This window comes from Rhizobium croatiense, assembly GCF_019793465.1.
In the GTDB taxonomy this organism is placed as follows: domain Bacteria; phylum Pseudomonadota; class Alphaproteobacteria; order Rhizobiales; family Rhizobiaceae; genus Rhizobium; species Rhizobium croatiense.
The window spans coordinates 129,165-155,004 of the sequence record NZ_JAILYJ010000005.1 but is presented as its reverse complement, the minus strand read 5'-3'; the positions used below and the strand labels follow the sequence as shown (position 1 = coordinate 155,004).

Genomic DNA, 25,840 nt, shown 5'->3' with positions numbered 1-25,840 from the left:
CGCCGTTCACAATTCGGAAAGAGGCCGGGGTGGACTTGGAAAGTGAAAAGGTCTAACGCAGGTTCATGAACAGAAGAGCGATAAAACTGGTCGAAAACGGCGTGCTCGAATCAGCAAAACGCACGATTGAAATCGAAAAACGCGGTCTTGAAGCGCTCGAACAGGCCTTGGACAATGGATTGGCCGGCCCGTTCACCCGCGCGATCGAGGTCATTGGCGATATCTCCGGCCGGGTGATCGTCACCGGCGTCGGCAAGAGCGGCCATATCGGCGCCAAGCTGGCGGCGACCTTTGCGTCGACCGGGACGCCTGCCTTCTTCGTACATGCGGCCGAAGCCAATCACGGCGATCTTGGCATGATCGCGCGCGACGACGTCGTGCTGGCGATTTCCAAAGGTGGCGAGAGCGCCGAACTCAAGAGCATTATTTCTTTCACGCGGCGCTTTTCCATTCCGCTGATCGCGCTCACCTGCGGCGAACACTCCTCGCTTGCGACCGCTGCCGATATCGTGCTTCTGGTGCCGAACGAACAGGAAGCCTGCCCCAATGGGCTGGCGCCGACGACCTCGACGCTGATGCAGCTTGCGCTTGGCGATGCCTTAGCAGTGGCGCTCCTGGAGGCGCGCGGCTTTACCGCCACGGATTTCCACGTCTTCCATCCCGGCGGCAAGCTCGGCGCCAGCCTGACACATGTCGCCGACATCATGCATACCGGCGAGCGGTTGCCGCTCGTTGCCAAGGGCACGCCAATGCCGGAAGCGATCACCGTGCTGTCGCGCAAGCATTTCGGCTGCGTCGGCGTGCTCGACGAGGAGGGACGGCTCTGCGGCATCGTCACCGAAGGCGATATGGCGCGCAACCTGACCCGCAATCTCGCCGAGCTTGCCGTCGACGACATCATGACGAAGACGCCGAAGACGGTGAAGCCGACGATTCTGGCGACCGCTGCCCTCGCGCTGCTCAATCAGCACAGCATCGGCGCGCTGATCGTCGTCGACGACGATAGACGACCGCTCGGGCTGGTGCATTTCCATGACCTGCTGCGGATCGGCGTCGCCTGATCATCATTGTTTGATTAGATGGGTTCGACCGTGAGGTCGCGGCCGTTGCTCGCCACGACCTTGACCTGCGTCCCTACGGGCAGATCAGGCCCCATCACCTGCCACAGCGTATCATCGAGACGGATGCGGCCGCGGCCTTCATGGATCGGCTCGTGCAGCGTCGCGGTACGGCCAACGAGGCTCGCGCCGCGCTGATTGAGGAAGGGCTCGTCGGTGGCGGCATTGCGCAGCATCAGCCGACGGCCGGCAAAGGTCGTGGCAACGGCGAGCAGAGCAAAAAGGATCGCCTGCAGCTCCCAGACCCAGAACGCGCTGTCCCAGAAGAGCAGCGACAGTGCGCCGACGATCAAGGCGGCGAGGCCGATCCACACCAGGAAAAAGCCGGGCACGATCATTTCCGCAGCGAGCAGAACCAGGCCAACAACCCACCAGCTCCACGGACCGAGTTCGGCGATGATCTTCGCCAGCATGGCTCAGCGCTCCGAATCGGGGTTGAAGGGGTTGGGGGTCGGCGGATTGATCGGCGGCGTCGAGCGGACCGGCGCGGGGCGCGGACGCGGCGGCGGAGGCGGCGGATTGCCGGCGTCGCCGAAAACCTCGCGGGCAATGGCGCCGATGCCGCCGAGGGAGCTGAGGATAGACGAGGCTTCCATCGGCATCAGCACGATCTTGGAGTTGGGCGCCGAACCGACCGAGGCGAGTGCTTCGGTGTATTTCTGCGCGACGAAATAGTTGATCGCCTGAACGTCGCCGGCGGCAATCGCCTCGGAGACCATCCGCGTCGCCTTGGCTTCGGCCTCGGCCAGGCGCTCGCGGGCTTCGGCGTTGCGGAAGGCGGCTTCGCGCTGGCCCTCGGCCTGCAGGATGGCGGATTGCTTGGCGCCCTCGGCTCTCAGGATCTGCGCGTTGCGCGAGCCTTCGGCTTCCAGCACCTGGGCGCGCTTCTCGCGCTCGGCCTTCATCTGGCGGGCCATGGCGTCGACGAGGTCGCGCGGCGGCTGGATGTCCTTGATTTCGACGCGGGTGACCTTGATGCCCCAGGGCTGCACGGCCTCGTCGACGACGCGCAGCAGCCGGTCGTTGATCGCATCGCGGTTGGAAAGCAGTTCGTCGAGATCCATCGAGCCCATGACCGAGCGGATGTTGGTCATGGTGAGATTGAGGATGGCGTTTTCCAGGTTGGCAACCTGGTAGGCGGACTGAGCGGCGTTCAACACCTGATAAAAGGCGACGGCATCGGCCGAAACCGAGGCGTTATCCTTGGTGATCACCTCCTGGGTCGGCACGTTCAGCACCTGCTCCATCACATTCAACCGGGCGCCGACGCGCTCGATGAAGGGGGTGATGAGGTTGAGGCCCGGCTCCAGCGTGCGGGTATAACGGCCGAAGCGCTCGATCGTATAGCGGTAGCCCTGCGGCACCGTCTTGATCCCGGCGAAGAGGACCAGGATGACGAAGATGACCAGCACGATCACGACGATATCGAAACCGCCCAACAGCATGAAAAAACCCTCCCATTGGCGCATGCGCCCACACACTGATGTGGGGTTAGCATGTTCTTTGCGAGGAAGAAATGCCACACGGATGCCACACTTCCACCTTCAGGTGAAAAGCAGCTTTCCTCTCGCCAGATCCGTGGGCTGCCGCCGGTTATCCTTTTTTCTCAGGCCCAGCCCTGCAATTCGCGGCGGACGACCTTTTCCAGCACCTTCATGCCGTCCTCACTGTCGTTGAGGCAGGGAATATGCGCGAACTTCTCGCCGCCATTCTCGTGGAAGGAATGGGCGGCCTGCTCGGCGATTTCTTCGAGCGTTTCCAGACAGTCGGAAACGAAGCCGGGATTGATGACGGCGATGCGCTTGACGCCGTCGCGGGCGAGTTTCTCCACCGTCTTGTCGGTATAGGGCTGCAGCCATTCCTCCGGCCCGAAGCGGGACTGGAAGGTCACCATGAAGTTCTCCTGGGTGAGGCCTAGGCGCTCGCGCAGCAGCCGTCCGGTCTTCTGGCACTGACAGTAATAGGGATCACCCTGCTTGAAATAGGACATCGGAATGCCGTGGAAGGAGGCGATCAGCATCTCCGGCTTCCAGTCGAGTGTCGAAAGATGCCGTTCGACGGATTGGGCGAGCGCCTCGATATAGGTCTCGTCGTCGTGATAATCGGGCACGGTACGCAGCGCCGGCTGCCAGCGCATCGTGAGCAGTTTCTGGAACGCCTTGTCGTTGACGGTGGCGGTCGTCGCAGCGGCATATTGCGGATAGAGCGGGAAGAGCACGATACGGTCGCAGCCCTCCTGCTTCAGCGCGTCGATGCGCGAGGCGATCGACGGCGTGCCGTAGCGCATCGCCCAGTCGACCTTGACGTTATCGAGATCCTTCAGCCGCCCGGCCATCAGTGCCGACTGATTGCGCGTATAGGTACGGAGAAAACTTTCGTTCCTCTCCTTGTTCCAGATCAGCTCGTAGGCCTTGCCGACCTTCTGCGGGCGCCTGTTGAGCACGATGCCGAACAGGATCGGATACCACTTCCAGCGCGACCATTCGATGACGCGGCGATCGGTCAGGAACTCCCTGAGATAGCGGCGCATCGACGTATAGTCGGTGCCGTCAGGCGTACCGAGATTGACCAGCAGGACCCCGATCTTGCCTGACTTGACCGCCGGATGGTCGGCCGGGCGGAGAGAAATATCTGCTGTCATTCTGGTCCCAACGCTCTTTTGTCCCACCGGCTCATACGCAGCCGCGAGATCATGGTTCCACCCTATAGAAAGAAAAGCCGGCCCGGGAAACCCCGGGCCGGCTGATGGCGTCGAGACAATTCGTCTTACTTGGCGGGAACCTGGATCTCCTTGCCGACCGTCAGGTGGCGCGGGTCCGGCTTGCCGTTGGCTTCCGAAAGCTTCCGCCACAGCGTGCCGTCGCCATAGAAGGTCTCGGCGAGATCCCAGAAGGTGTCGCCCGCGGCGATCACATGGGTCGAGGGCGTCGTTGCCGCAGGCGCGGAGGCTGCCGGCGCCGGCGTCGGTTCCGGGGCGGGCGCGGGTGCGGCCGGTGCGGCCGGAGCAGGCTCGGTGGCTGGAGCGGGTGCTGCCGGCGCGGCAGGAGCAGGGGCGGGCTCGGCGGTTGGTGCCGGCGTTGCCGGAGCCGCAGGGGCGGGGGCTGGTTGGGTCGTTGGTGCCGGCGCCTGCGCCACCGTCGCGCCGATTTCCGTCACGCGGCCATCGGTATAAGGCTTGTAAGGCGAATGCGCAGCCAGATACTCGGCGGTTACGTCGGCGAGATCCGGGCCGTAATCATAGGCATTCTTGCCTTCCTTGAAGATCGAATAGCCGTCGCCGCCGGCCCGCATGAAGTTGTTGGTGGCGAGCTTGTAGGTCTTGGCCTGGTCGATCGGAGCGAAACTGTCGCCGTCCTTCACCTGGACATCGCTGACGCGGCTGCCGACAGGCTTGGACTGGTCGAACGAGAATTTCAGGCCGGCGACCTGCGGAAAGCGGCCGGCGCCCTGATCGATCTGGCTGACGCCGTTTTCGAGCGCCTTGACGACGTCTGCGCCGGTGGCCTCGAAAGTGGCGAGCGTGTTCTGGAAGGGCAGCACGGTGATGACCTCGCCCTGGGTGACATCGCCGCCGTCGATCGACGCACGCAGCCCGCCGCCGTTCTGAACGGCGATGGTGACGCCCTGGTTCTTCGTGCGGTCAAGCATGGCGTCGGCCACCAGATTGCCCATCGAGCATTCCTTGACGCGGCAGACTTTACGATCGCCCTCGATCGGAGCTTCGGAGGCGCCGATCACCTTCTTGCGCAATTCCTCGATCGGCTTTGCGAGTTCGGCGACGCGGGTGACGACGGCCGGGTCGGGCGTGAAGGACGAGTCGATCAAGATCGGGTCGCCCTTGGCATCCTTGACGACGCCGCTGTCGTCGAAATTGACGACGATATCACCGAGATATTTGCTGTAGGAGGCAGCCTGGACGACCGGCACCTTGTAGCCGCCGGGATTGTCGACCATCGTCGGATATGGGCCTTCAGCCTTCGGATCGGTGTTGGACAGCAGGCTGTGGGAATGGCCGCCGACGACGACATCGACATCCGGAATCTTGGCGATGACGGCGAGGTCGCGGGGATACCCGACATGGGTGAGCGCAATGATCTTGTTGACGCCCTGGCCCTTCAGCTCCTGAACCGCTGTAGTAATGGACTGGACGTCATCGGCGATGGTGACATTCGGGCCGGGAGAGGACAATTCGGGCGTATCATTGGTGACGGCGCCGACGATGCCGATCTTCTGGCCGCCGACATCGAGCACCAGCGACGGCTTGATGCGGTCGCCGAGCTTGGAGGCAGCCGTCGCCTTGACGTTCGCCGTCACGACGGGGAATTGCACCTTATCGAGGAAGGTCGCAAGACCATCCTCGCTATCGTCGAATTCATGGTTGCCGACGGTCATGGCGTCGAACTTCATCAGGTTCAGGAATTCGGCTTCGGCCGCGCCCTTGTAGGTGGTGTAGAAGAGCGAGCCCTGGAAATTGTCGCCAGCATTCAGCAGAAGGACATTCTTGCCCGATAGCGCCTGGCGGCGCTGGTCGATCGCGGTCTTCAGGCGGGCAGCACCGCCGAAGCATTCCTTCTTGCCTTCCTCCTCGGCCGAGCAGGTGGAATCGAACTTGTTGATCGATTCGATGCGGGAATGGAAATCGTTGATATGAAGAATATTGAGTTCGTAATCCGCAAAGGCGGCGCCCGCGCTCAGCGCCAGCATGGACGCGGTCAAAAGACCGAAGCTGAAAGACTTCGTCATCCCTGTTCTCCTGATTGAGGCGAAAGATCCCCCTCGCCGATCCCTTCCATAGTCCGCCGTGGCGGTACCCGGCATGCCGATGTTCCATGACACGGCATATGACTGCAAGGGAAAGCTGGGCCAGACGGCACTCTTTCCAAGAGGGGCGGGACAAAAAAGCCGGCTGCTACCCCCGGCATTCGCCGCCGGCGTCGTTTCGGTGGAGTTCGTGCACGGCCTCGGCAATATTCGGAACCGCAGAGAGCGCTATGATCAGGCAGAGAGGGGGAAGGAGGCGATGAAAGCGTCGCCCGGCGCGATAGACAAGGAGCGCGCCGACGCCATAGATCAGCACGACCGGCGGGGCGAAGATCAACACCTGCAGCGGTCCGTCGCATCGGGAGCATCGATGCCCTGGGCACGATAGACGTTGGCCGGCAAAACGACGGCCAACGCGGCAAGCGGCATTGCGAGCAGCAGGATAAGGTAACCGGCGACGGCCCGCATGGTGTGCTTTCGGCCTATCACCTCACTTTCAGCCGCGGCGGGAAAGGGTGAACTGGGACCCTGCTGCGGTCGTGCAATTAAGCTGGCTTGGTCCAATGAGGGCGCAATTGACGAGAGAGCTTGTTTTTTTCACATTCGAGTAAAGGTTAATCTGAATAATTTGATCAGGTCCGACCGTATAAGTTCCCGATGCCATCTGCGTGTTTGTTCCGTCGCTTGTGCGAGTTACAAACTGCCCACCTGTGAAGGTGGAGGTTAAGCCATTGGCATCCGTCCATTCGCCTTCAACAGAATTCGTAACGGGTGGGGCGACTGCCACCGCCCTCTGTCGCGGCTCCGATGAAACGCAGGCGGCAAGAGCGGCCGCGGCACCGACAAGAACGAGACCAGTTCTGATTTTCATAAGGCTTCTCCCGGCGATTCGGCGTGGCGGTCACCCGCCAAGCTCGGGCAAAACATGGCGTGCGCCCGCCATGATGGCAAGGCTTGGCGCGGCGGGGGCGCCATTTATACAGCCAGCGTTACAAAAATGCCCGCCTTGCGGCGGGCATCATCGAGCGTGTGCGAGCACTCTCAGCGAACGAGAATGTTGCGGAACTGCCACGGATCCTTAGTGTCGATATCCTCTGGGAAGAGGCCCGGGCGGCCGTCGAGCGGGGTCCAGTCGGTGTAATGACCTTCGACCGGGCCGAGATAGGGCATCTGCACTTCGAGGCAGCGCTTGTAGTCGATCTCGTCGGCTTCGACGATGCCGGCCGTCGGGTGTTCCAGCGCCCAGACCATGCCGGCGAGAACGGCTGATGTGACCTGCAGGCCGGTGGCGTTCTGGTAGGGCGCGATGCGGCGGGTTTCTTCGAGCGACAGTCGCGAGCCGTACCAGTAGGCGTTCTTCTCATGGCCGTAAAGCAGGACGCCGAGTTCGTCGATGCCGTCCTCCAATTCGTCCTCGTCGAGAACGTGATGGACCGGCTGCGACGTGCCACCATTGCCGAACATCTCGTGCAGGGAGAGCACGGCGTCATTGGCCGGATGGTAGGCGTAGTGGCAGGTCGGGCGGAAGGTCACTTCGCCGTCCTTGTCGCGGACCGTGAAATAATCGGCGATCGAGATCGACTCGTTATGGGTGACGAGGAAGCCATATTGCGGACCGGGTGTCGGGCACCAGGTGCGCACGCGGGTGTTGGCGCCCGGCTGCTCCAGGTAGATCGCCGCCTTGTTGCCCTTCTTGTGCTTCTTGGCGTTCTTCGGCATCCATTCTTCATGCGTGCCCCAGCCGAGTTCGGCCGGCTGCATGCCTTCGGAGATGAAGCCTTCGACGGACCATGTGTTCCAGAAGACGTTGAGCGGCTTCGGATGCTTGGTGCGCTGGGTGTCGCGCTCGGCAATGTGGATGCCCTTGACGCCGAGCTTCTTCATCAGCTTGGCCCAGCCTTCGCGATCGTGCTGGTCCGGCTCCTCGAACTTGACGCCGATGTCATTGGCGAGGTTGACCAGCGCCTGCTTGACGAACCAGGAGACCATGCCCGGATTGGCGCCGCAGGTGGAGACGGCGGTGGCGCCGCCCGGGTTCTTCGCCTTTTCCTTGCGCACGGTTTCGCGCAGCGCATAGTTGGTGCGGTCGGCGTTGCTCATGCTCTTGTCGAAATAGAAGCCGAGCCAGGGCTCGACGACCGTGTCGATATAGAGAACGTCGAGCTTGCGGCAGAGCTTGATGATGTCGAGCGAGGAGGTGTCGACCGAGAGGTTGACGCAGAAGCCCTGGCCTTCACCTTCCGTCAGGAGCGGCTTCAGCAGCTCCTTGTAATTGTCCTTGGTGACATATTCCTTGATGTGGCGGACGCCGTGCTTCTTCAGAATCTCCATGTCGGAGGGTTCTTCACGCGGGTCGATGACGACCATCCGGCTCTTGTCGAATTTGAAGTGGCGCTCGATCAGCGGCAGGGTGCCGCGGCCGATGGAGCCAAAGCCGATCATCACGATCGGACCGGTAATTTCGGCATATACCGGATGATTCTTTTCCGTCATTCTTTTCTCCTGTGGAAGGGGACGAAGGCGATCAGCCTGAAGAATTCTTTTGAAATTGCCGCAGAAATTGCGAGGTGACCGGCTCTAACCACAAAACGGCGTCACAATAAAGAGCGTTGAGGGGGAAAGGTCAAATATCGGGCGGGCGGGCCGGCAAGGGGCGACGGGAACATGCACCCCGCTCTGTAGAAATCAGCGTTTCAGGATTTCCAACCCTTCGGCCGTCGTCGTCACGGCGAGCTCGGTAATGTCGTATGCGGCGACGCCATGGATGGTGAAGGGATCGGCGGCGACATAGGCCTCGATCGCGGCGCGGTCGCCGATGGCGAGGATTACGCCGCCGGTACGCGGTATCTTGCGGCCGGAGGCGAGGAACCAGCCCTTGGCATAACCCTCTTTCACCCAGGCCATGTGCGGCTCCATGTACCTGTCGGCTTCGTCATTGGACTTGCGATAGGTGAGGGAGAGAATGAACATGGTCAGCTCCTGACAAGATTGGCGCGGATCAGGCCGCGCAGCGAGTTGCCGATATAAAGCGTGCCGCCATCGAGATCGGCAAGTGTGAGGCGGCCGACACGCGCCTTGCGCGCGCAAATGAGCTCGGTGCGCAGCACGCCCGCAAGCAGGCCGCAGGAGATCGGCGGAGTGCGCAGCGTGCCGGTCCCGTCATCCAGGAAGACGGAGGTGATGGTGCCCTCGCAGACCTCGCCGCGCTCGTTCAGCAGGATGACATCATCGGCCTCATCGGGCGCATATTCGGCGCGCGCCACCTCGTAGACGGCGCGGCGCGTGGTTTTGTGGCGCAGCAGCCTGTCGGTGGAATCAAGGCGGGTCTCGGCGAGGCGCACCGTCCAGACCGTCTCCGGTGCCAGCGGCACGAAAGCCGCCCTCGTTACCTCGATGCGGCCCTGCGCGTCGAAGGTCAGGCGGATGCGCAGCGGACCGGCACATCCTGCAACGGCGTCCTCGAGCTTGGCGGCCGCCTCGATCGGCTGCGGGAAGCCGAGGCGACGGGCGGAGCGGGAAAGCCGGGCGAGATGTAGCCGCAGGCGGATGAAGCCGTCGCCGGGCTGCCAGCGCAGCGTCTCAATCAGCGAAAAGTCGGTCATCGCGCGATCCATTGGTCGCCGACGGCGAAGCGGGCCTTGAGCAGGCACTCCTCGTATTCGGCCTCGGCGGTCGAATCGAAGACGATGCCGCCGCCGACATTGAAGACGGCCCTGCCGCGCTCAAAAAGCGTGATGGTGCGGATGGCGACGGAGAAACGCATGGCGCCGCTGGGCGAGATCATGCCGATCGCGCCGCAATAGGCATCGCGGGGCGCATCTTCGAGCGCGTGGAGGATTTCCATCGCCCGCATCTTCGGCGCCCCGGTGATCGAGCCGCAGGGAAAGAGGGCGGCAAAGATATCGCGAATCGAAAGGCCGGGGCGCAGCCTCGCCTGCACATGGCTGACCATCTGGTGGACGGTCGGATAGGTCTCGACATCGAAGAGCTTCGGGACATCGAGCGTGCCGACCTCGGTGATGCGGGAGATATCGTTGCGCAGCAGATCGACGATCATGCGGTTTTCGGCCTGCGTCTTGATATCGTTGCGCATGGCGGTGATGATTTCGGCATCCTCGGCGGCGGTGGCGCCGCGTTTGGCAGTGCCTTTCATCGGATGGGTCTCGATCCAGCCTTGCTCATCGGTGCGGAAGAACAGTTCGGGCGAGCGCGACAGGATGACGGGGCCGCCGAGATCGACCAGCGCGCCGTATTTGACCGGCTGGCGTTCGATCAGCGACCAGAAGGCGGCGCGAGGATCGCCGTTCCAGCGGACCTCGATCGGCATGGTGAGGTTCGCCTGGTAGGCGTCGCCGAGCCTGAGATGCTCGTGAAGCCGGTCGAAGCGCTCTTTATATATAGGGAAATCCCAGGCGGCTTTCGGTTCGGTGAGGAATTCCTCGTTTTCGAGACGCTGTTTCGGCTGAGCGAGCGGATGTGTGTCCGGTTGCGGCGCGTCGAAGACGCCGAATAGGAGAAGGGGCGTTTTGCGATTTTCGCCGGCGAAGGAAGCAAGTTTTTCCTCGAAGAGATACCCGGCCTCGTAGGCCATGTAACCGGCAAGCCATTTGCCTTCGGCCCTTGCTTCTTCCATGCGGGCGAGGCCGCTGAAGAATTCGGCGGGCGTTCGCGCGGCGATGATCTCCACAGGTTCGGCGAAAAGCATCACCTGGCCTGATGTGTCGTCGCGGAAGAGAATATAGGGTTGATCTGCCACGCAACGCTTTCGGTTTGTTCTGCTCCCCATTGCTCAGATGCGATCGGGAGCCTCAGATATTTTCTCTCTTCTCCCCTCGGGGAGAAGATGCCCGAGGGGCAGATGAGGTGGAGCGAAGCGACGTCCTCAGCGTATGCGAAGGAGAGGTTCTGCCGTGTCGCCCCCTCATCCACCTGCCGGCACCTTCTCCCCGAGGGGAGAAGGGACTCGCTCTCTTACGCCCTATCCAAAGCCTCCAACTCATCGATCAGCCCTTCGATCATCGACAGGCCCTGGCTCCAGAACGACGGATCGGTGGCGTCGAGGCCGAAAGGCTTCAGCAGTTCGGAATGATGCTTGGTGCCGCCGGCCTTCAGCAGTTCGAAATACTTTTCCTGAAAGCCCTTCTCGGCCTTCCGGTAGACGGCATAGAGCGAATTCACCAGGCAATCGCCGAAAGCATAGGCGTAGACATAAAAGGGCGAGTGGATGAAGTGGGGGATATAGGCCCAATAGGTCTCGTAGCCCTCGGAGATGCTGATCGCCGGCCCGAGGCTCTCGGACTGGACGGAGAGCCAGAGTTCGCCGATGTCGTCGGCGGTGAGTTCACCTGATTTGCGGGCGGTGTGCAGCTGGCGTTCGAACTCGTAGAAGGCGATCTGGCGCACGACCGTGTTGATCATGTCCTCGACCTTCTGGGCGAGCATCGCTTTGCGCTCGCGGTTGTCGGTGGTCTTTTCGAGAAGCGTGCGAAAGGTCAGCATCTCGCCGAAGACGGAGGCAGTTTCGGCAAGCGTCAGCGGCGTCTGGCACATCAGCGCCCCTTGCGCGCCGGCCAGGACCTGGTGCACGCCGTGCCCGAGTTCGTGGGCAAGCGTCATCACGTCGCGCGGCTTGCCCATATAGTTGACGAGCACATAGGGATGGGCGGAGGGAACCGTCGGATGGGCAAAGGCGCCGGGCGCCTTGCCGGGGCGAACCGGGGCATCGATCCATTGTTCATCGAAGAAGCGCCTGGCAATATCGGCCATCTCGGGGGCGAAATTGCCATAGGCCGATAGCACCGTGTCCTTTGCCTCCGACCAGGAGATGACGGCGCTGGAGGTTTCCGGAAGCGGCGCGTTGCGGTCCCAGAAGTTCATCTGCTCCATGCCGAGCCATTTCGCCTTCATCTTATAATAGCGGTGCGAAAGGCGGGGATAGGCTTCCCGGACGGCGGCGGCGAGCGCATCGACGACCTCGCGCTCGACACGGTTTGCGAGGTGCCTGGAGTCGGCAATGTCCTCGAAGCCGCGCCAGCGGTCGGAGATATCCTTGTCCTTGGCAAGCGTGTTGGTGATCAGCGTAAAGATGCGGATATTGGCCTTGAAGGTTTCGGCGAGCGCCATGGCGGCCTTGCGGCGCACGTCCGGATCCTTCTCCTGCAACATGTTCAAGGCCACTTCGAGCGGCACTTTCTCGCCATCGATCTCGTAGCGGAGTTCCGCCATGGTTTCGTCGAACAGGCGATTGAAGGCGGAGGCCGATGTCATCGACTTTTCGAGGAAGAGCTGCTCCAGCCTGTCATCGAGCTGATAGGGCTTGTCTTTCCTGAGGTCGATGAGCCAGGGGCGATAATGGCCGGCATCGGGGTCGTTGGCGATGCAGGCGTCGATGACCGCGTCGTCGATGCGGTTCAGTTCCAGCGCGAAGAACAGGAGATGGCCTGAGAATTCGGTGATCTTGGCCTGCACGTCGCCGTAGAGCTTGCCGTTGGTCGGGTTTGTGGTGTCGGAGAAATAAGTCAGGCCGGCAAAGGAGCCGAGGCGGCCCATGATGTCATCAAGCGCCTCATATTCCTTCAGCGCCGCGCCGATGCCCTCGGTGCCGGTTTTCGTCGCGGCGTCGGCGAGTTTGCCCTTCCACTTTTCCTCGAAGGCGATCGCGGCCTTGCCGGCCTTTTCCATGTCGGCGACGAAGGCCGTTGACGTGGCGGAGGGATAGAGGTCCTGCAGCTTCCAGACCGGCAGCTCGCCGAGCGCCGGATCGGCGGGCCTAGCTGGCGCTGCAGGCGACAAGCGAAGGCTGGCGTGCGGGAGCTTGATTTTCATGGACGCAATTCCTCTCCACTTTAAAACAGGTCTGTTTGAATAAGCGTGAGAACGCCCCGCATCAAGGGCCTTTCGCCTCATCAAAGGCCTCGCTTCGGCACGAAAATCGGCCGTCGCAATCGTTAAAATGCAATTATTTCTCAAAACTGGATGTTCAAGCCTTTCTGCCAGAGTGCCCTCCATGGTTTCGCATGAAGTGAGGCGACAATGACCGGTTACAATGAGCTCAAGGGAGCAGGGCAAATCCTCGTGGTCGAAGACGACCCGGTGCAGCGCCGCCTGCTCAAGAACGCAATCGAGCGTCACGGCCATGTCGTGCACCAGGCGGAAAACGGCCGGATCGGCCTTGAAATGGTCAAGCGCGACAGCGGCCTTTTCAACGTCATCGTGCTCGACCTGATGATGCCCGAGATGACCGGCCTCGAATTCCTCGACGCGCTTCACGAATTCGGCACGCAGATCCCCGTGATCGTGCAGACGGGGCAGGGCGGCATCGAAACGGTGGTGCAGGCGATGCGCGCCGGCGCCTTCGATTTCGTCGTCAAGCCGGTCTCGCCCGAACGCATCGCCACGTCGATCTCGAATGCGATGAAGCTCGACCAGCGCGAGGTGAAGGCGCGGGCCGGACGCAGATCGCGCTCAGGCTCGGTCGGTTTCGACGATATCGTCTCGGCAAGTCCGGCGATGCTCCGTGTCATCGATCTCGCCCAGCGGGCGGCTCAGTCCAACATTCCCGTCGTGCTCGAAGGGGAATCCGGCGTCGGCAAGGAACTGGTGGCGCGCGCCATCCAGTCCGGCGGCGACCGCTCGAACAAGCCGTTCGTCACGGTCAATTGCGGGGCGATCCCGCATAATCTGGTCGAAAGCATTCTCTTCGGTCACGAGAAGGGTGCGTTTACCGGCGCGACCGAACGTCATATCGGCAAGTTCATGGAAGCCGATGGCGGCACCATCTTCCTCGACGAGATCGGCGATCTGCCGCTCGAGGTGCAGGTGAAGCTGCTGCGTGCCGTGCAGCAGGGCGAGATCGAGACGGTCGGTGCGCGCACCGCGCACAAGGTAAATGTCCGACTGATCTCGGCGACCAACAAGGATCTGATCGAGGAGGTCAAGAACGGCCATTTCCGCGAGGATCTCTATTATCGCCTCAACGTCTTCCCGATCACCATTCCGGCGCTGCGCAAGCGCAAGGAAGACATTCCGCATCTAGTGCGCGTCTTTGCCGACCGCTTCTCCAGCGAGCAGAAGAACGGCCGCCGCATGACGGTGAACTCCGGCGCGCTGGCGCTTTTGACCGCCTATGACTGGCCGGGCAATATCCGCCAGCTCGAAAATGCGATCTTCCGCGCGGTCGTTCTGGCCGAGGGGCCGGAGCTGACGGAGGCGGACTTCCCGCAGATCGCCGCCCAGCTTCCGGAATATGAAGTGGTGGATCACCTGGCGCTAGTGGCCGACAATACCGGTCTCGACCCGGACGAGGCATATAGCGAAGACTACCGGCTTCCGACGCACGGGGAGGTTCACCACCACCGCCTGTCCGAAACCTCCGAAAATGCAATCGCCAGCGTCAACCCCTCAGGTGACGTGCGCAAGCTTGCCGATGTCGAGGAGGAACTCATCCGATTCGCGCTTAAATTCTATCGCGGACAGATGAGTCAAGTGGCACGCAAGCTTGGCATCGGGCGGTCCACACTTTATCGCAAGCTCAAAGATTACGGCATAGATCCCGATAATCCCCAGAAAGATGCGGCTTAAGCCCGCATTTGTTAAGACTCGGGCAACCACGATTTGTTACTGTTCATAAACCACTTGTTAGTGGCTCGTTCACTATGTAAAGAAAAGGTTGATCATGTGTGGCATTTTTGCCATCGTGTGACCGCATTTGACAGTCATCTGGGACAGTACGGGACATTGTCTGTCTGACGGGGATCGAGTTGCCGAATCTGAATGGGAATTCCAAGCCTTCGCGCTTGAGCTGGCGTTCTTTGTGCGCCGACATCTGCGGAAAGGCAGTGAGGACGGCGGCTGCCGCCCTTCTTGCGCTTGCGGTTTCCTCGCCGGTATTCGTCAGTACGCCTTCTCAGGCCGCGGGCGACACCCGCAGCCTCAAGCTCTATTTCATCCATACCGGCGAAAAAGCCGTCATCACCTACAAGCGCAACGGCAAGTTCGACCCCAAGGGTCTGGAGCAGCTGAACCGCTTCCTGCGCGACTGGCGCAAGAACCAGCCGACGAAGATGGATCCGCGCCTGTTCGACCTGATCTGGGAAGTCTATCGCCAGAGCGGTTCACGGGACTACATCAACGTCGTCTGCGGTTTCCGCTCGCCCGCCACCAACGAGATGCTGCGCGGCCGCTCGCGCAAATCCGGCGTTGCCGAAAAGAGCCAGCACATGCTCGGCAAGGCGATGGACTTCTTCATTCCCGACGTCAAGCTGGCGACGCTTCGCGCCATCGGCATGAAGATGCAGGTCGGCGGCGTCGGCTTCTATCCGAAGTCCGGTTCGCCCTTCGTGCACATGGACGTCGGCGGTGTTCGCGCCTGGCCGCGCATGAGCCGCGACGAGCTTGTCCGGCTTTTCCCGAACGGCAATACCATCCATATTCCGGCCGACGGCAAGCCGCTGCCGGGCTACCAGCAGGCAATGGCCGACTACAAGCGCCGCGCCAACGGCACGCAGATCGAGATCGCCAGCGCCTCCGAATCGGCACCGAAGCACAAGACGCTGTTTGAGGCGCTCTTCGGCGGCGGCGCCGATGAGCAGGAAGACGATTCCGACGATTCGGCCCCGGTCGCCGTCGCCAAGGCGACGCCGCCGAAGGCCGAGCCTACCCCTGCCGAGCCTCAGCAGACCGAGGTCGCCGATGTCAACGCGCCGGTGCCGCAGGTTCGTCCGGCATTCAGCAACCAGCCGGCCGGCAGCGAAGTGGCAAGCGCGCTGGTCGCGCCGCCTTCGGGTAATGCCGCGCAGCAGGCCCTGGCCGCCGCGCTTCCGGCCGATCAGGCCCAGCCGCAGCAATTCGCCGATCTCAGCGGCTACAGCATCCCGGTTCCCTCGCTTCTTGGCCAGCGCCGCGCGCCCGGCGATGCCGAAGTCGCATCGACCGATCCCGCCATGCTGAGCGGAATGCCGGTTCCGACGCCGGTCGAACGTCCTGCCCTTGCCGAGAAGCTTCTCGCTGCCGCCAATGCAGATCCGGAAGCAGAGGCCGACGAGGCCGATCAGGACGGCGGACTGTCTCCTGCCCTTGCCGATGCGCTCGACCAGCAGAACAAGGGTGACGAAAACCAGGTCGCCGCGCATGCGCCCGAGATGACGGTGGAGCAGGCGATCAATGCGGCGATGCCGCAACAGGCGCCTGCCCAGAAACCGTCGCTTCAGCTCGCAGCCCTGGCGCCAGCAACGAAGTCGGCAAGCTTCGGCGACGCCTTCGACGAACCGGCCGCCGAAAACGCCGTGGTGCCGGCTCTTCCCACCAAGGGTGGCCGCCCGACGCAGAAGCAGGCCGCCGCAGCCGACGCCAGCCGCGCGACGGTGCGGACCGAGCCGAAGCTGACGCAGAAGATGATTTCGCAGTGGGCGCTGACCAATGCCCGTCTCGAAATGGCCTCCAAGCAGGTCAAGGCGCCGCGCTTCGTCAGCCAGACGATGCGCGCCCAGCCGACCGCCGTCTATGCCGAAGGCTTCAACGTCAAGACCGCTTCGGTCGATCCGGCCCGCTTCAGCGGCACGGCCGTCAACTTCATGGAGGTGCGCAAGTTCAATACGAACTGAGCGTGCCGATCATCGGAATATCGAAAAAGCCGCTGGAGCGATCCGGCGGTTTTTCTTTTGGTCGTTTCGATCAGACCGTGAATGTTCGGCCCGGCGTGTTCTCCGCAAAAGAAAAGCCGCCGGATCGCTCCAGCGGCTTGTCGATATCAGCGATGCCAGTCGGATCAGCCTTCCGGCGGGGACTCGATCATGCCGAGCGCGTGCAGATAGGTGTCGAGGATCGCTTCCTCTTCCATGCGCTCCTGCTCATCTTTTTTGCGCAGCGCCACGACCTTCTTCAGGATCTTGGTGTCGAAGCCCATTCCCTTGGCTTCGCCGTAGACGTCCTTGATGTCGTCGGCGATGGTCTTTTTTTCTTCTTCCAGCCGTTCAATGCGCTCGATGAAAGCGCGAAGCTGGTCGCGGGCGACGCCATGAGCATCAGACATCGTGTTCTCCTGATTGGATGATCATTTTGGATGCCCGTGACTGCCGCGAAGCGGCGCGAGGGTCAAGCCTATTCGCTCGGTGATGGGCTATTTGTGCGGGTTGTTCAGTTCAAAAGCGGCCTTTTGCACAGGCGAGGCCTCGTTCTGGTGGAGATTTTTCCAGTCCTCGTAAGGCATGCCGTAGACCATTTCGCGCGATTCGTCCTTGGTTACCGCGACACCCTCGGCCTCGGCCGCTTCGCGGTACCAGTTCGACAGGCAGTTGCGGCAAAAACCGGCCAGGTTCATCAAGTCGATGTTCTGCACGTCGCTGCGCTCACGAAGATGCGCGATGAGGCGGCGGAAGGCGGCGGCTTCGAATTCGGTCTGCTGTTCTTTACTGAGCGCGGTCATCTCGCTTTCCTTCCTTCAATAGGGACCGGTGCGCGACGGATGGACGTCGAAGTCGTGCAAGGCAGGATCGGCGTTCATCGCCGCAAAGATCGGCGCTAAGCGTTCGGCCCATGCAGCAATCCCGGTCTCGTCTGCGATCAGATCCTGGCGCACTTCGAGCAGCGCGTGCGGAATGCCGGTCATCATGCAGTGCCGGTACATGGTATCGCCCTTCAGGGCGCCGTCATAGGGCTCGTTGTCGCCAACGAAGAGATCGGGATCGGCGCGCAGCATGTCGAGCAGCGGACCGACCGCGCGCCGGTCACTGTCCCAGAGGACTGCGGCATGCCAGGGGCGAGGAATTCCTTTCCACGCCGGCGTGAAGGAATGCAGCGACAGGACCAGCGGCGCCCGGCCGGTGGCGTTCGCCACCTTGTCGATCATGTCCGCCACGGCATTGTGATAGGGGCGATGGAAGGTCTCGATACGATACTCCCACTCCTGCGGTGTGATCGGATGGTTGCCCGAGATGACGGCGCCGTCGGAAATCTTCATGATCAGCGTCGGATCATCCTCACCGCGGTTCGGGTCGATCAGCAGGCGCGAGAAGCCGCCGAGCACCGCGGGCACGCCGAGTCTCGCCGAGAGCTGCCGCGTCAGGCCCTCGATGCCGATGTCATAGGCGATATGGCGGGCAAAGGCCGCGTCGGGCAGGCCGAGCCGGCCGTATCGCGCGGGGAGGCGGTTCATCGCGTGATCGGCGAGGATCACCATCCCTTTGTCATGTTTTCCCGGTAGGCTTTCGAAGGATTGGAAGTCGTCCATGAAGGAATTGCCGTTCGTCATTGCGCAGTCGGGCGCAGTGATCGCATGGGGCTGCCGCCGGTTCAAGCGCGACGGGCGGCGGGAAGCGAAGATGAAGCCTGGATGCGCAGTTTGTGAAAGGAAATATAATCGATTAGCATCGCGTTGACTTTCGCATGACGGCGGCGCAAGAAGACACGGATACGAATAACCGTGGAGCTATTTGGGAGCCGTGTTGATTCAAGCCGCGCCAAGTTTCCTCACGCGGTCCGGACCGCTGGTCCGACTCGCTCTGTTCGCTCTTGCAGCTTTTATGCCGTTCTTCATCGCAGATGCCGCACGCGCCGATTTTCGCGTCTGCAACGGAACACAGAATCTCGTCGGCGTCGCGATCGGATACCGGGCCAAGGATGGCTGGGTGACGGAAGGCTGGTGGCAGGTGCCGGCAACCACCTGCGCCACGCTGATCGAGGGAGAACTGCAGTCGCGTTATTATTACCTCTACGCAGAGGACGCCGCCCGGGGAGGACGATGGACGGGTGACGTGCAGATGTGCGTGGCGGAAAACGAGTTCAAGATCTCGGGTGTACAGGATTGTTATGCCCGCGGTTACCAGAAAATGGGTTTCAAGGAATACGACACGGGCCGCCAGGGCAGCTGGATGGTCCAACTCTCCGACACCCCAGGGACGCAAGAAAGCCAGAATTGATGAAGCGTAATCGCAAAATTAAAATCCTCGCCACCCTCGGGCCTGCCTCCTCCGAGGAATCGATGATCGAGAAGCTGCACCAAGCCGGTGCCGATGTCTTCCGCATCAATATGAGCCATGCGAGCCACGACCTGATGCGTACGCTCATCGAGCGTATCCGCTCGGTCGAAGCGCGCTCCGGCCGGCCGATCGGCATTCTCGCCGACCTGCAGGGACCGAAACTGCGCGTCGGCAAGTTCGTCGACAGCAAAGTCGACCTGAAGCCCGGCCAGACATTTACGCTCGACAACAACGAGGCGCTTGGCGACCAGACCCGTGTCTATCTACCGCACCCCGAAATTCTGGAATCGGTGCAGCCCGGCCATCGCCTGCTGATCGACGATGGTAAGCTCGCGCTCCGTGCGGAAAAGTGCGACGGCAAGAGCATCGTCACGACGGTTATATCGGGCACGCGCATCTCCGACCGCAAGGGCGTCAGCCTTCCCGATACGCTGCTCGGCGTCGGCGCACTGACGGATAAGGACCGCGCCGACCTCGACGCCGTGCTCGCCACCGACGATGTCGACTGGGTGGCCCTTTCCTTCGTCCAGCGTCCCGACGACCTTGCCGAAGTGCGCAAGATCGCCCGCGGCCGTGTCGGACTGATGTCGAAGATCGAAAAGCCGCAGGCTCTCGAGCGCATCGAGGAAATCATCGAGCTTTCTGATGCCTTGATGGTCGCCCGCGGCGATCTCGGCGTCGAAATGCCGCTCGAATCGGTTCCCGGGATCCAGAAGCAGCTGATTCGCGCCTGCCGTCGTTCGGGCAAGCCGGTGGTCGTCGCCACGCAGATGCTGGAATCGATGATCTCGGCGCCGGTGCCGACGCGCGCCGAAGTCTCCGACGTCGCGACCGCCGTCTTCGAAGGTGCCGATGCCGTCATGCTCTCGGCCGAATCGGCCTCGGGCGACTATCCGGTCGAAGCCGTCTCGACCATGGCGTCGATTGCCACCGCCATCGAGCGCGAGCCGCATTATCCCGGCATCATCTATGCCCAGCGCGCCCAGCCGGAAGCGACTGGCGCCGATGCGATCTCGCTTGCCGCCCGCCAAATCGCCGAAACGCTGAAACTGTCGGCGATCGTCTGTTACACCTCGTCGGGCACGACAGGCCTTCGCGCCTCGCGCGAGCGCCCACAGGTGCCGATCCTGGCACTGTCGCCGATCATCAAGACGGCGCGGCGGCTTGCCATCGTCTGGGGTCTGCATTGCGTCGTCACCCATGACGCCACCGATCTCGACGATATGGTCAACCGCGCCTGCCGCATCGTCGCGGATGAAAGCTTCGGCAAGCCGGGCGACCGCATCATCATCTCGGCCGGCGTGCCGCTCGGCACGCCCGGCGCCACCAACATGATCCGCATCGCCTATATCGGTTCCGACGGCCAGAGCGGTATCTGATCCGATCGCATCCTTTCGAGAGCCCGCAGCCTCACTGAGGCTGCGGGTTTTTTGTTGACGGTCCAGCATTGCCAGGGCTTGCGGCGCGTGCAAGTTTCGTTCCTCTGACCTGGGAGGGATCTTTATGGACACCGTCACGCTACTGGCCTTTGCAGCCGTTTCGTTCGTCGGCATCGCGACGCCGGGACCGACAGTGCTGCTGGCGCTGACGAATGGTTCGAGGCATGGTCTGCGGCCGGCAATCGCCGGAATGGTCGGCGCCGTGCTTTCCGATTTCGTGCTGATCGGCGCCGTGGCGGTCGGGCTCGGCGCGCTGCTCGCGGCATCGGAATTCTGGTTCTCGATGCTGAAATGGGCAGGTGCTGCCTATCTTGCCTTTCTCGGCATCATGCTGCTGCGCTCGAAAGGCGGGATCGATGCGGCGTTGAAAGCAGGCGCGCCGGCGGGCGCGGCATCGACCTTCTCGATCGGTCTGAAGAGTTTCATGGTCGCGGCGACCAATCCGAAGGGCTACCTGTTCTTCTCGGCCTTTCTGCCGCAGTTCATCGACCCGACGCTGCCGCAGGCAGGGCAATATGCGCTGCTGGCGCTGGTCTTTGCCGTGCTCGATTTCATCATCATGTTCGGCTACGCCTTCTTCGGTTCGCAGGCGGTGCGTTTTCTGAAGACGTCGGGCGCCCTCTGGCTGGAGCGAGCCTGCGGCGGGGCGCTCTTGGCGCTTGCCGGGTCGCTCGCCTTCTACCGCCGGGCAACCGTTTGACGCCAGCGTCAGGGCAGGGACAGGTGACCGACGCGATAGGCCTGCGTCTGCGGGCCGATCTCCGGCATCTCGCGCCACAGCCTGAAGCGCACGCGCGTCCATGTCGTCGGTTCGAAGCCGGAGACGGAGGCGAGGGCGCCGCCTGCCGCAACCTCGGCTTCAGCCTGCGCGCTTTCGGCCCGCCGGATATCAGCGAGCGGCGCGTAGGGCTCGGTCAGCAGGATATCGCGGGTCGCAAACCTGGCATCAGCGATCTCAGCCGAAAGCTCCGCCTGCCAGACAATCCAGGTTCTGGCCGTGGGCCAGCCGAAGGCGCCGGTCAGGGCTTCGAATCCCGGGCCGCAGAGAAAGTCGCTTGCCCCTTCCGGCTTCTGCCAGAGATAGAAGGGCGCATAGAGATTGTCGCGGCTGGCGCATTCGCCTCGGCGGGCGCTGAGATAGGCCTTGAAGCCGAGATTGGGGAAACCGTCGAGCAGCGGCCCCTTGTCGCTGATGCGTCGGTCGACGATCGACATGTCGTAATCGGCGGGCAGGGTGAAGCTGTATTGCATGGCAATCATGAGCGTTCCGCCGCTGCCCGCAGCCGCCAGTCGGGATCCGTCATCTGCGCGACACCGTTGCCGAAGGACCAATCATCAGGGGCGCTGGTGCTGATGACGATCATCACGTCCTCGGGCCGAAGACCCGGCGATTGCGACACGAGATCGACAAGCCGGCGATAGAGCGCCGCCTTCATTTCGGCCGTTCGGGGCCGGCCGATGGTGATCGAGATATAGACGAAATCGCCGGAGCGCGGGCCGGCGAGATAGCTGCTGTCGAAGATCAGCTCGTTCTCGTCATGCTGGTGGATGGCCTGGAAGCGGTCGTTCTCAGGCACGTCGAAGGTCTCGACCAGGGCGCGTTGAGTGGCGTCGGCGAGCGCCTCGAGATAGTCCGGCGACTTGCCTTTGCGAAGGGAAATGCGAACGAAGGGCATCGGGATCTCCATGGTTGGGGCCGTCCGCCGGCCTTGACAACAGCACCATCGCACGGCACGATGATGCTGAAAATTAAAATATTATGGACAAATGGTCCTGAAAATATGGACTGTGTGATGCGACGGACCATCTTCGATCTCGATGTGCTTCGAACCTTTTCGACCGGCATGGAGCTCGGCAATTTCGCCAAGGCGGCCGAAAGGCTCGGGCGTTCGACCTCGGCGGTCAGTGCGCAGCTGAAGAAGCTGGAGGAACAGGCGGGCACGCCGATCTTCCGCAAGGCCGGGCGCGGGCTGGCGCTGACCGATGCCGGCGAGACGATGCTCGGCTATGCCAGGCGGCTTCTGGAACTCAACGACGAGGCGGCCGCCGCCGTGCACAGCATCGAGCTGGAGGGCTGGGTGCGGCTTGGGCTGCAGGAGGATTTCGGAGAGACCTTGCTGCCCGAGGTGCTCGGCCGTTTCGCCCGCGCCCATCCGAAGGTCCGCGTCGAGGCGCGGGTGGCACGCAATACCGAACTGCTCGAGCGTGTCACATCAGGCAAGCTCGATCTGGCGCTTGCCTGGAGCGACGGCGCGCTGACGGCACATTGCGAGCGGATCGGCGAAGTGCCGATGTGCTGGATCGGGCCCGCCGAGGGGCCGATCGGCTGGCATGCGGCCGGCGGCGAGCCGATGCCGCTCGCCTCACTGGAGGCGCCGTGCCTGTTGCGCAGCGCGGCGACAAAGGCGCTTGATGAGGCCGGCATTTCCTGGCGGCTCGCCTTCGTCAGTGCCAGTCTCGGTGGCCTCTGGGCGGCGACGGCAGCCGGCCTCGGTCTCACCATCCGCACGCCGATCGGCCTGCCGGCGAAGCTCCGGCCGCTTATGCCGAAGGCCGTCGGCCTGCCCGACCTGCCGAAGCTTGGCCTGGTTCTGCATCGGGCCGAAGCCGAGCTGCCGCCGGCTGCGGCGCGGCTCGGCCAGCTCGTGCTGCAGTCCGTGGAGGGCGCGCTGCAGCAAAGGCTCTAATAATCTCAGCCGAAGCGCTCCAGCGCCATGGCGAAGAGATCGGCATCGACATTGCCGCCTGAGGTGACGGCGATGACCGCATCGCTTTCCAGCGCCTCGCCGTGGAAGAGGGCGGCGGCGAGCGCCACGGCGCCGCCGGGCTCGACGACGATCTTCAGCCGGGTGAATGCCAGCGCCATGGCGCGCAGCGCCTCCTCGTCGGTGACGACGATGCCGGCGCCGGCAAGGCGCTTGAGGATCGGGAAGGTGATGTTGCCGGGCTGCGGCGTCAGGATCGCATCGCAGATCGAGCCTGATATCGACGCGTTGCGTTCGATCATGCCGGAGGCGAGCGAGCGGGTGGTGTCGTCGAAACCCCTGGGCTCGCAAGGCCGGACGCGGAGGCCGGGGGCACTGGCTTCGAGGGCAAGGGCGATGCCGGAGGTCAATCCGCCACCGCCGCAGGGCACGAGGACCTCGGCTGACGTCACGCCCTCTTCTTCGGCCTGTTCGGAGATCTCGAGGCCGGTCGTGCCCTGGCCGGCGATCACCAGCGGTTCGTCGAAGGGCTTGATCAGCGTCAGGCCGCGCTCGGCCGAAAGCCGGGCGCCGATTTCGTCGCGATCCTCGCTGGCGCGGTCGTAGAGCACCACCTCGGCGCCGAAGGCGCGGGTGTTGGCGATCTTCAGCTTCGGTGCATCGCTCGGCATGATGATGACGGCGGGTGCGCCGTGCAGCTTGGCGGCCAGCGCCACGCCCTGCGCATGATTGCCGGAGGAGAAGGCGATGACGCCGCGGGCGCGCACGGCCCGGTCGAGGCCGGAGACGGCAGACCAGCCGCCGCGAAATTTGAAGGAGCCGGTATGCTGCAGGCATTCCGCCTTCACGAACAGGCGCCGGCCGGCGATGTCGTTGAGGAAGGGGGAGGAGAGAAGCGGCGTGCGCCTGATATGGCCGCGCAAACGGGCGCGGGCGGCGACAATCATTTCAATGCTTGCCATTCGGGAATCGTCCTGCTTGGAGAGTTCGCACATGCATAGGATGCGGCACGCCGTTTGTGAACGTCGACTTTGTCACCGTGACATGAATGGATATCCACCGCCTGAACCGTTTGGCGCCCGTCAATAGCCGCCGGCCGAGCCTTCCGCCGCGCGGGCGTCCATGGCGCCATTGTAGCGGGCACCACCGCCCTTTGCGATGGCGGCAAGGCTTTTGCCGCCGACGAGGATGCCGGCAGCCTGGCCCCAGACCGGTGCATCATTGCCGCCGTCGAAACTGTAACCCATGGCGGCGAGGGCCTTTTCCGTATCCGGAGAAAGCGCATAGGGCTCGAGATAGACCTTGTCGGGCTGCCATTGGTGATGGAAACGCGGGGCGTTGACGGCCTGGCTGATATCCATGCCGAAATCGACGACATTGAGGAACGCCTCCAGCGTAATGGTAATGATACGCGAGCCGCCGGGGCTGCCGATCACCATGAAGGGCTTGCCGTCGCGGGTAATAATCGTCGGGCTCATCGAGGAGAGCGGCGTCTTCTTCGGGGCGATGGCATTCGCCTCGCCCTGCACCAGACCGTAGAGGTTCGGCACGCCCGGCTTGGAGGTGAAATCGTCCATCTCGTTGTTGAGCAGAACGCCGGTGCCGGGTGCTACGACGGCGGCGCCGAAGGAGCCGTTCAGCGTGTAGGTGACGGCGACGGCGTTGCCCTCGTCGTCGATGATCGAATAATGCGTCGTCTCGTTGCTTTCCTTGCCGCCGAGCGGTTTCAAATTCGCCGACGTGCCGGCCTTGTAGGGATCAATCTTTGCTGCGGTCTCCTTGGCGTAACCCTTGTCGAGCAATTTTTCGACCGGGTTTTCGACGAAATCAGGATCGCCGAGCGCCGCGTTACGGTCGACATAGGCGTAGCGCATCGCCTCGACCATCACGTGCACGGTTTCGGCCGAGGCGTAGCCGAGATAGGAGAGCGGATAACCTTCGAGGACGTTGAGGATTTCGCAAATGATGACCCCGCCGGAGGAGGGCGGCGGCGAGGAGATGATGTCGTAGCCGCGGTAATTGCACTCGATCGGCTTCAATTCGCGCACTGCATATTGCTCGAAATCCTGCTTGGCGAGGATGCCGCCCTTGGCCTGGCTTGCCGTGACGATCGCCTCGGCGGGCGCGGCCTTATAGAAGGCGTCGGGGCCTTTTTCGGAGATGGCGGCGAGTACCGCGGCGAGATCCGGCTGCTCAAGTTTTTCGCCGGATGCATAGGGCTTGCCATCCGGTTTCAGAAAGATTTTCGCCGCCGTCTCATCCTTGGCGAGGCGTTTGGCGCTGCCGGCGAGGATGGCCGCGTCGCCCTGCTCCAGAGTGAAGCCTTCCTTGGCGAATCGAAGGGCCGGCGCGATCAGATCCTGGCGTGAGCGGGTGCCGTATTTCTCGCGCGCGGTTTCAAAACCCATGACCGAGCCGGGAACGCCGACGGCGAGATAACCGTCGAGGCTGGCGCGCGGCACGATCTCGCCCTTGGCATCGATGTACATGGTCTTCGTCGCGGCGAGCGGCGCGCGTTCGCGGAAATCGAGGAAGGTCTTGGTGCCGTCTTTCAGGCGGATGGTCATGAAGCCGCCGCCGCCGAGATTGCCGGCCGAGGGATAGACCACCGCTAGCGCATAACCGACGGCGACGGCCGCATCGATGGCGTTGCCGCCGCTCTTCAGCACCTCGACGCCGACATCGGTCGCCAGATGCTGGGCGGTGACGACCATGCCGTGTTCGGCTTCAACCGGTGCGGGCGAGGCCGCGAAAGCCGAGGTCAGGCAGAGCGACAATGCCGATATGACCGAAATCGTCCCGATATGCAGGCGGCCCATGATTTCCCCTCCTATGGACAACAA

General features: G+C 62.7%; 24 protein-coding genes and 1 pseudogene. 7 read left to right on the top strand and 18 right to left on the bottom strand.

Annotated features, from left to right (window positions below; translation table 11 throughout):
- The first annotated feature begins 65 nt into the window (after positions 1–65).
- Positions 66–1,061 (top strand): KpsF/GutQ family sugar-phosphate isomerase, encoded by a 996-nt coding sequence (locus K6M89_RS10430; RefSeq protein ID WP_097580369.1) that lies wholly within the window; start codon positions 66–68, stop codon positions 1,059–1,061.
- Between the two features lie 14 nt (positions 1,062–1,075).
- Here the strand turns inward: K6M89_RS10430 and K6M89_RS10425 are convergent, their stop codons facing one another.
- The 11 genes and pseudogenes from K6M89_RS10425 to K6M89_RS10375 form a co-directional block, all read right to left on the bottom strand.
- Complete coding sequence (locus tag K6M89_RS10425) at positions 1,076–1,531, bottom strand: NfeD family protein (RefSeq protein WP_222139378.1); 456 nt, start codon at positions 1,529–1,531, stop codon at positions 1,076–1,078.
- A gap of 3 nt (positions 1,532–1,534) precedes the next feature.
- Positions 1,535–2,563, bottom strand: a complete 1,029-nt coding sequence (locus K6M89_RS10420) for an SPFH domain-containing protein (protein ID WP_222139377.1) — start codon at positions 2,561–2,563, stop codon at positions 1,535–1,537.
- A gap of 161 nt (positions 2,564–2,724) precedes the next feature.
- A complete protein-coding gene (hemH, locus tag K6M89_RS10415; protein ID WP_222139376.1) occupies positions 2,725–3,759 on the bottom strand; it encodes a ferrochelatase in 1,035 nt (344 codons plus the stop codon).
- Positions 3,760–3,884: 125 nt separating this feature from the next.
- Complete coding sequence (locus tag K6M89_RS10410) at positions 3,885–5,861, bottom strand: bifunctional metallophosphatase/5'-nucleotidase (protein ID WP_222139375.1); 1,977 nt, start codon at positions 5,859–5,861, stop codon at positions 3,885–3,887.
- 166 nt (positions 5,862–6,027) lie between these two features.
- A pseudogene (locus K6M89_RS30995) lies at positions 6,028–6,347 on the bottom strand (hypothetical protein).
- A gap of 28 nt (positions 6,348–6,375) precedes the next feature.
- Positions 6,376–6,750 carry an outer membrane lipoprotein Omp10 gene (omp10, locus tag K6M89_RS10400; protein WP_222139373.1) on the bottom strand — a complete coding sequence of 125 codons (375 nt, stop codon included), beginning with the start codon at positions 6,748–6,750 and terminating at the stop codon, positions 6,376–6,378.
- Positions 6,751–6,920: 170 nt separating this feature from the next.
- On the bottom strand, positions 6,921–8,372 hold the full coding sequence (locus tag K6M89_RS10395) for a homospermidine synthase (protein WP_183841430.1): 1,452 nt from the start codon (positions 8,370–8,372) through the stop codon (positions 6,921–6,923).
- A 192-nt stretch (positions 8,373–8,564) separates the two neighbouring features.
- On the bottom strand, positions 8,565–8,849 hold the full coding sequence (locus K6M89_RS10390; RefSeq protein WP_097580362.1) for a YciI family protein: 285 nt from the start codon (positions 8,847–8,849) through the stop codon (positions 8,565–8,567).
- 2 nt (positions 8,850–8,851) lie between these two features.
- Positions 8,852–9,481, bottom strand: a complete 630-nt coding sequence (locus tag K6M89_RS10385) for an aminotransferase class IV family protein (protein WP_222139372.1) — start codon at positions 9,479–9,481, stop codon at positions 8,852–8,854.
- On the bottom strand, positions 9,478–10,665 hold the full coding sequence (locus K6M89_RS10380) for an aminodeoxychorismate synthase component I (protein WP_222139371.1): 1,188 nt from the start codon (positions 10,663–10,665) through the stop codon (positions 9,478–9,480). Before K6M89_RS10380 ends, K6M89_RS10385 begins: the two co-directional genes overlap by 4 nt.
- A 185-nt stretch (positions 10,666–10,850) precedes the next feature.
- Positions 10,851–12,704, bottom strand: a complete 1,854-nt coding sequence (locus K6M89_RS10375; RefSeq protein WP_222139370.1) for a M3 family oligoendopeptidase — start codon at positions 12,702–12,704, stop codon at positions 10,851–10,853.
- 207 nt (positions 12,705–12,911) lie between these two features.
- Here K6M89_RS10375 and K6M89_RS10370 point away from each other — a divergent pair, with 207 nt between their 5' ends.
- The gene (locus K6M89_RS10370) at positions 12,912–14,459 is read left to right on the top strand and encodes a sigma-54-dependent transcriptional regulator (RefSeq protein WP_097580359.1); all 1,548 of its coding nucleotides are present in this window, start codon (positions 12,912–12,914) and stop codon (positions 14,457–14,459) included.
- A gap of 179 nt (positions 14,460–14,638) precedes the next feature.
- Positions 14,639–16,480 (top strand): peptidoglycan L,D-endopeptidase MepK, encoded by a 1,842-nt coding sequence (locus tag K6M89_RS10365; protein ID WP_222139369.1) that lies wholly within the window; start codon positions 14,639–14,641, stop codon positions 16,478–16,480.
- 164 nt (positions 16,481–16,644) lie between these two features.
- Here K6M89_RS10365 and K6M89_RS10360 read toward each other — a convergent pair whose 3' ends face one another.
- From K6M89_RS10360 to K6M89_RS10350, 3 genes are all read right to left on the bottom strand, one after another.
- On the bottom strand, positions 16,645–16,908 hold the full coding sequence (locus K6M89_RS10360; protein WP_003585771.1) for a DUF2312 domain-containing protein: 264 nt from the start codon (positions 16,906–16,908) through the stop codon (positions 16,645–16,647).
- A gap of 87 nt (positions 16,909–16,995) precedes the next feature.
- Positions 16,996–17,301 (bottom strand): DUF1244 domain-containing protein, encoded by a 306-nt coding sequence (locus tag K6M89_RS10355; RefSeq protein ID WP_097580357.1) that lies wholly within the window; start codon positions 17,299–17,301, stop codon positions 16,996–16,998.
- A 15-nt stretch (positions 17,302–17,316) separates the two neighbouring features.
- The gene (locus K6M89_RS10350) at positions 17,317–18,105 is read right to left on the bottom strand and encodes an N-formylglutamate amidohydrolase (protein WP_097580503.1); all 789 of its coding nucleotides are present in this window, start codon (positions 18,103–18,105) and stop codon (positions 17,317–17,319) included.
- A 202-nt stretch (positions 18,106–18,307) separates the two neighbouring features.
- On the opposite strand from K6M89_RS10350, the gene K6M89_RS10345 reads away from it, so the two are divergent.
- The 3 genes from K6M89_RS10345 (at position 18,308) to K6M89_RS10335 (ending at position 20,992) form a co-directional block, all read left to right on the top strand.
- A complete protein-coding gene (locus tag K6M89_RS10345; protein WP_012485172.1) occupies positions 18,308–18,793 on the top strand; it encodes a DUF1036 domain-containing protein in 486 nt (161 codons plus the stop codon).
- Complete coding sequence (gene pyk / locus K6M89_RS10340; protein WP_097580356.1) at positions 18,793–20,232, top strand: pyruvate kinase; 1,440 nt, start codon at positions 18,793–18,795, stop codon at positions 20,230–20,232. Before K6M89_RS10345 ends, pyk begins: the two co-directional genes overlap by 1 nt.
- Positions 20,233–20,356: 124 nt before the next feature.
- Positions 20,357–20,992, top strand: a complete 636-nt coding sequence (locus K6M89_RS10335; protein WP_222139368.1) for a LysE family translocator — start codon at positions 20,357–20,359, stop codon at positions 20,990–20,992.
- Positions 20,993–21,000: 8 nt separating this feature from the next.
- Here K6M89_RS10335 and K6M89_RS10330 read toward each other — a convergent pair whose 3' ends face one another.
- Both K6M89_RS10330 and K6M89_RS10325 read right to left on the bottom strand, forming a co-directional pair.
- Complete coding sequence (locus K6M89_RS10330; RefSeq protein WP_222139367.1) at positions 21,001–21,552, bottom strand: DUF4865 family protein; 552 nt, start codon at positions 21,550–21,552, stop codon at positions 21,001–21,003.
- Entirely contained in the window at positions 21,549–21,968 is a 420-nt protein-coding gene (locus K6M89_RS10325; protein ID WP_222139366.1) for a tautomerase family protein, read from the bottom strand. The genes K6M89_RS10330 and K6M89_RS10325 overlap by 4 nt, the downstream gene beginning before the upstream one ends.
- A gap of 117 nt (positions 21,969–22,085) precedes the next feature.
- Between K6M89_RS10325 and K6M89_RS10320 the strand changes: the two genes are divergently transcribed.
- The gene (locus K6M89_RS10320; protein WP_222139365.1) at positions 22,086–22,979 is read left to right on the top strand and encodes a LysR substrate-binding domain-containing protein; all 894 of its coding nucleotides are present in this window, start codon (positions 22,086–22,088) and stop codon (positions 22,977–22,979) included.
- A gap of 5 nt (positions 22,980–22,984) precedes the next feature.
- Here K6M89_RS10320 and K6M89_RS10315 read toward each other — a convergent pair whose 3' ends face one another.
- Positions 22,985–23,959, bottom strand: a complete 975-nt coding sequence (locus K6M89_RS10315; protein WP_222139364.1) for a threonine ammonia-lyase — start codon at positions 23,957–23,959, stop codon at positions 22,985–22,987.
- Positions 23,960–24,079: 120 nt separating this feature from the next.
- Positions 24,080–25,816 carry a gamma-glutamyltransferase gene (ggt, locus tag K6M89_RS10310; RefSeq protein WP_222139363.1) on the bottom strand — a complete coding sequence of 579 codons (1,737 nt, stop codon included), beginning with the start codon at positions 25,814–25,816 and terminating at the stop codon, positions 24,080–24,082.
- Between the last annotated feature and the right edge of the window lie 24 nt (positions 25,817–25,840).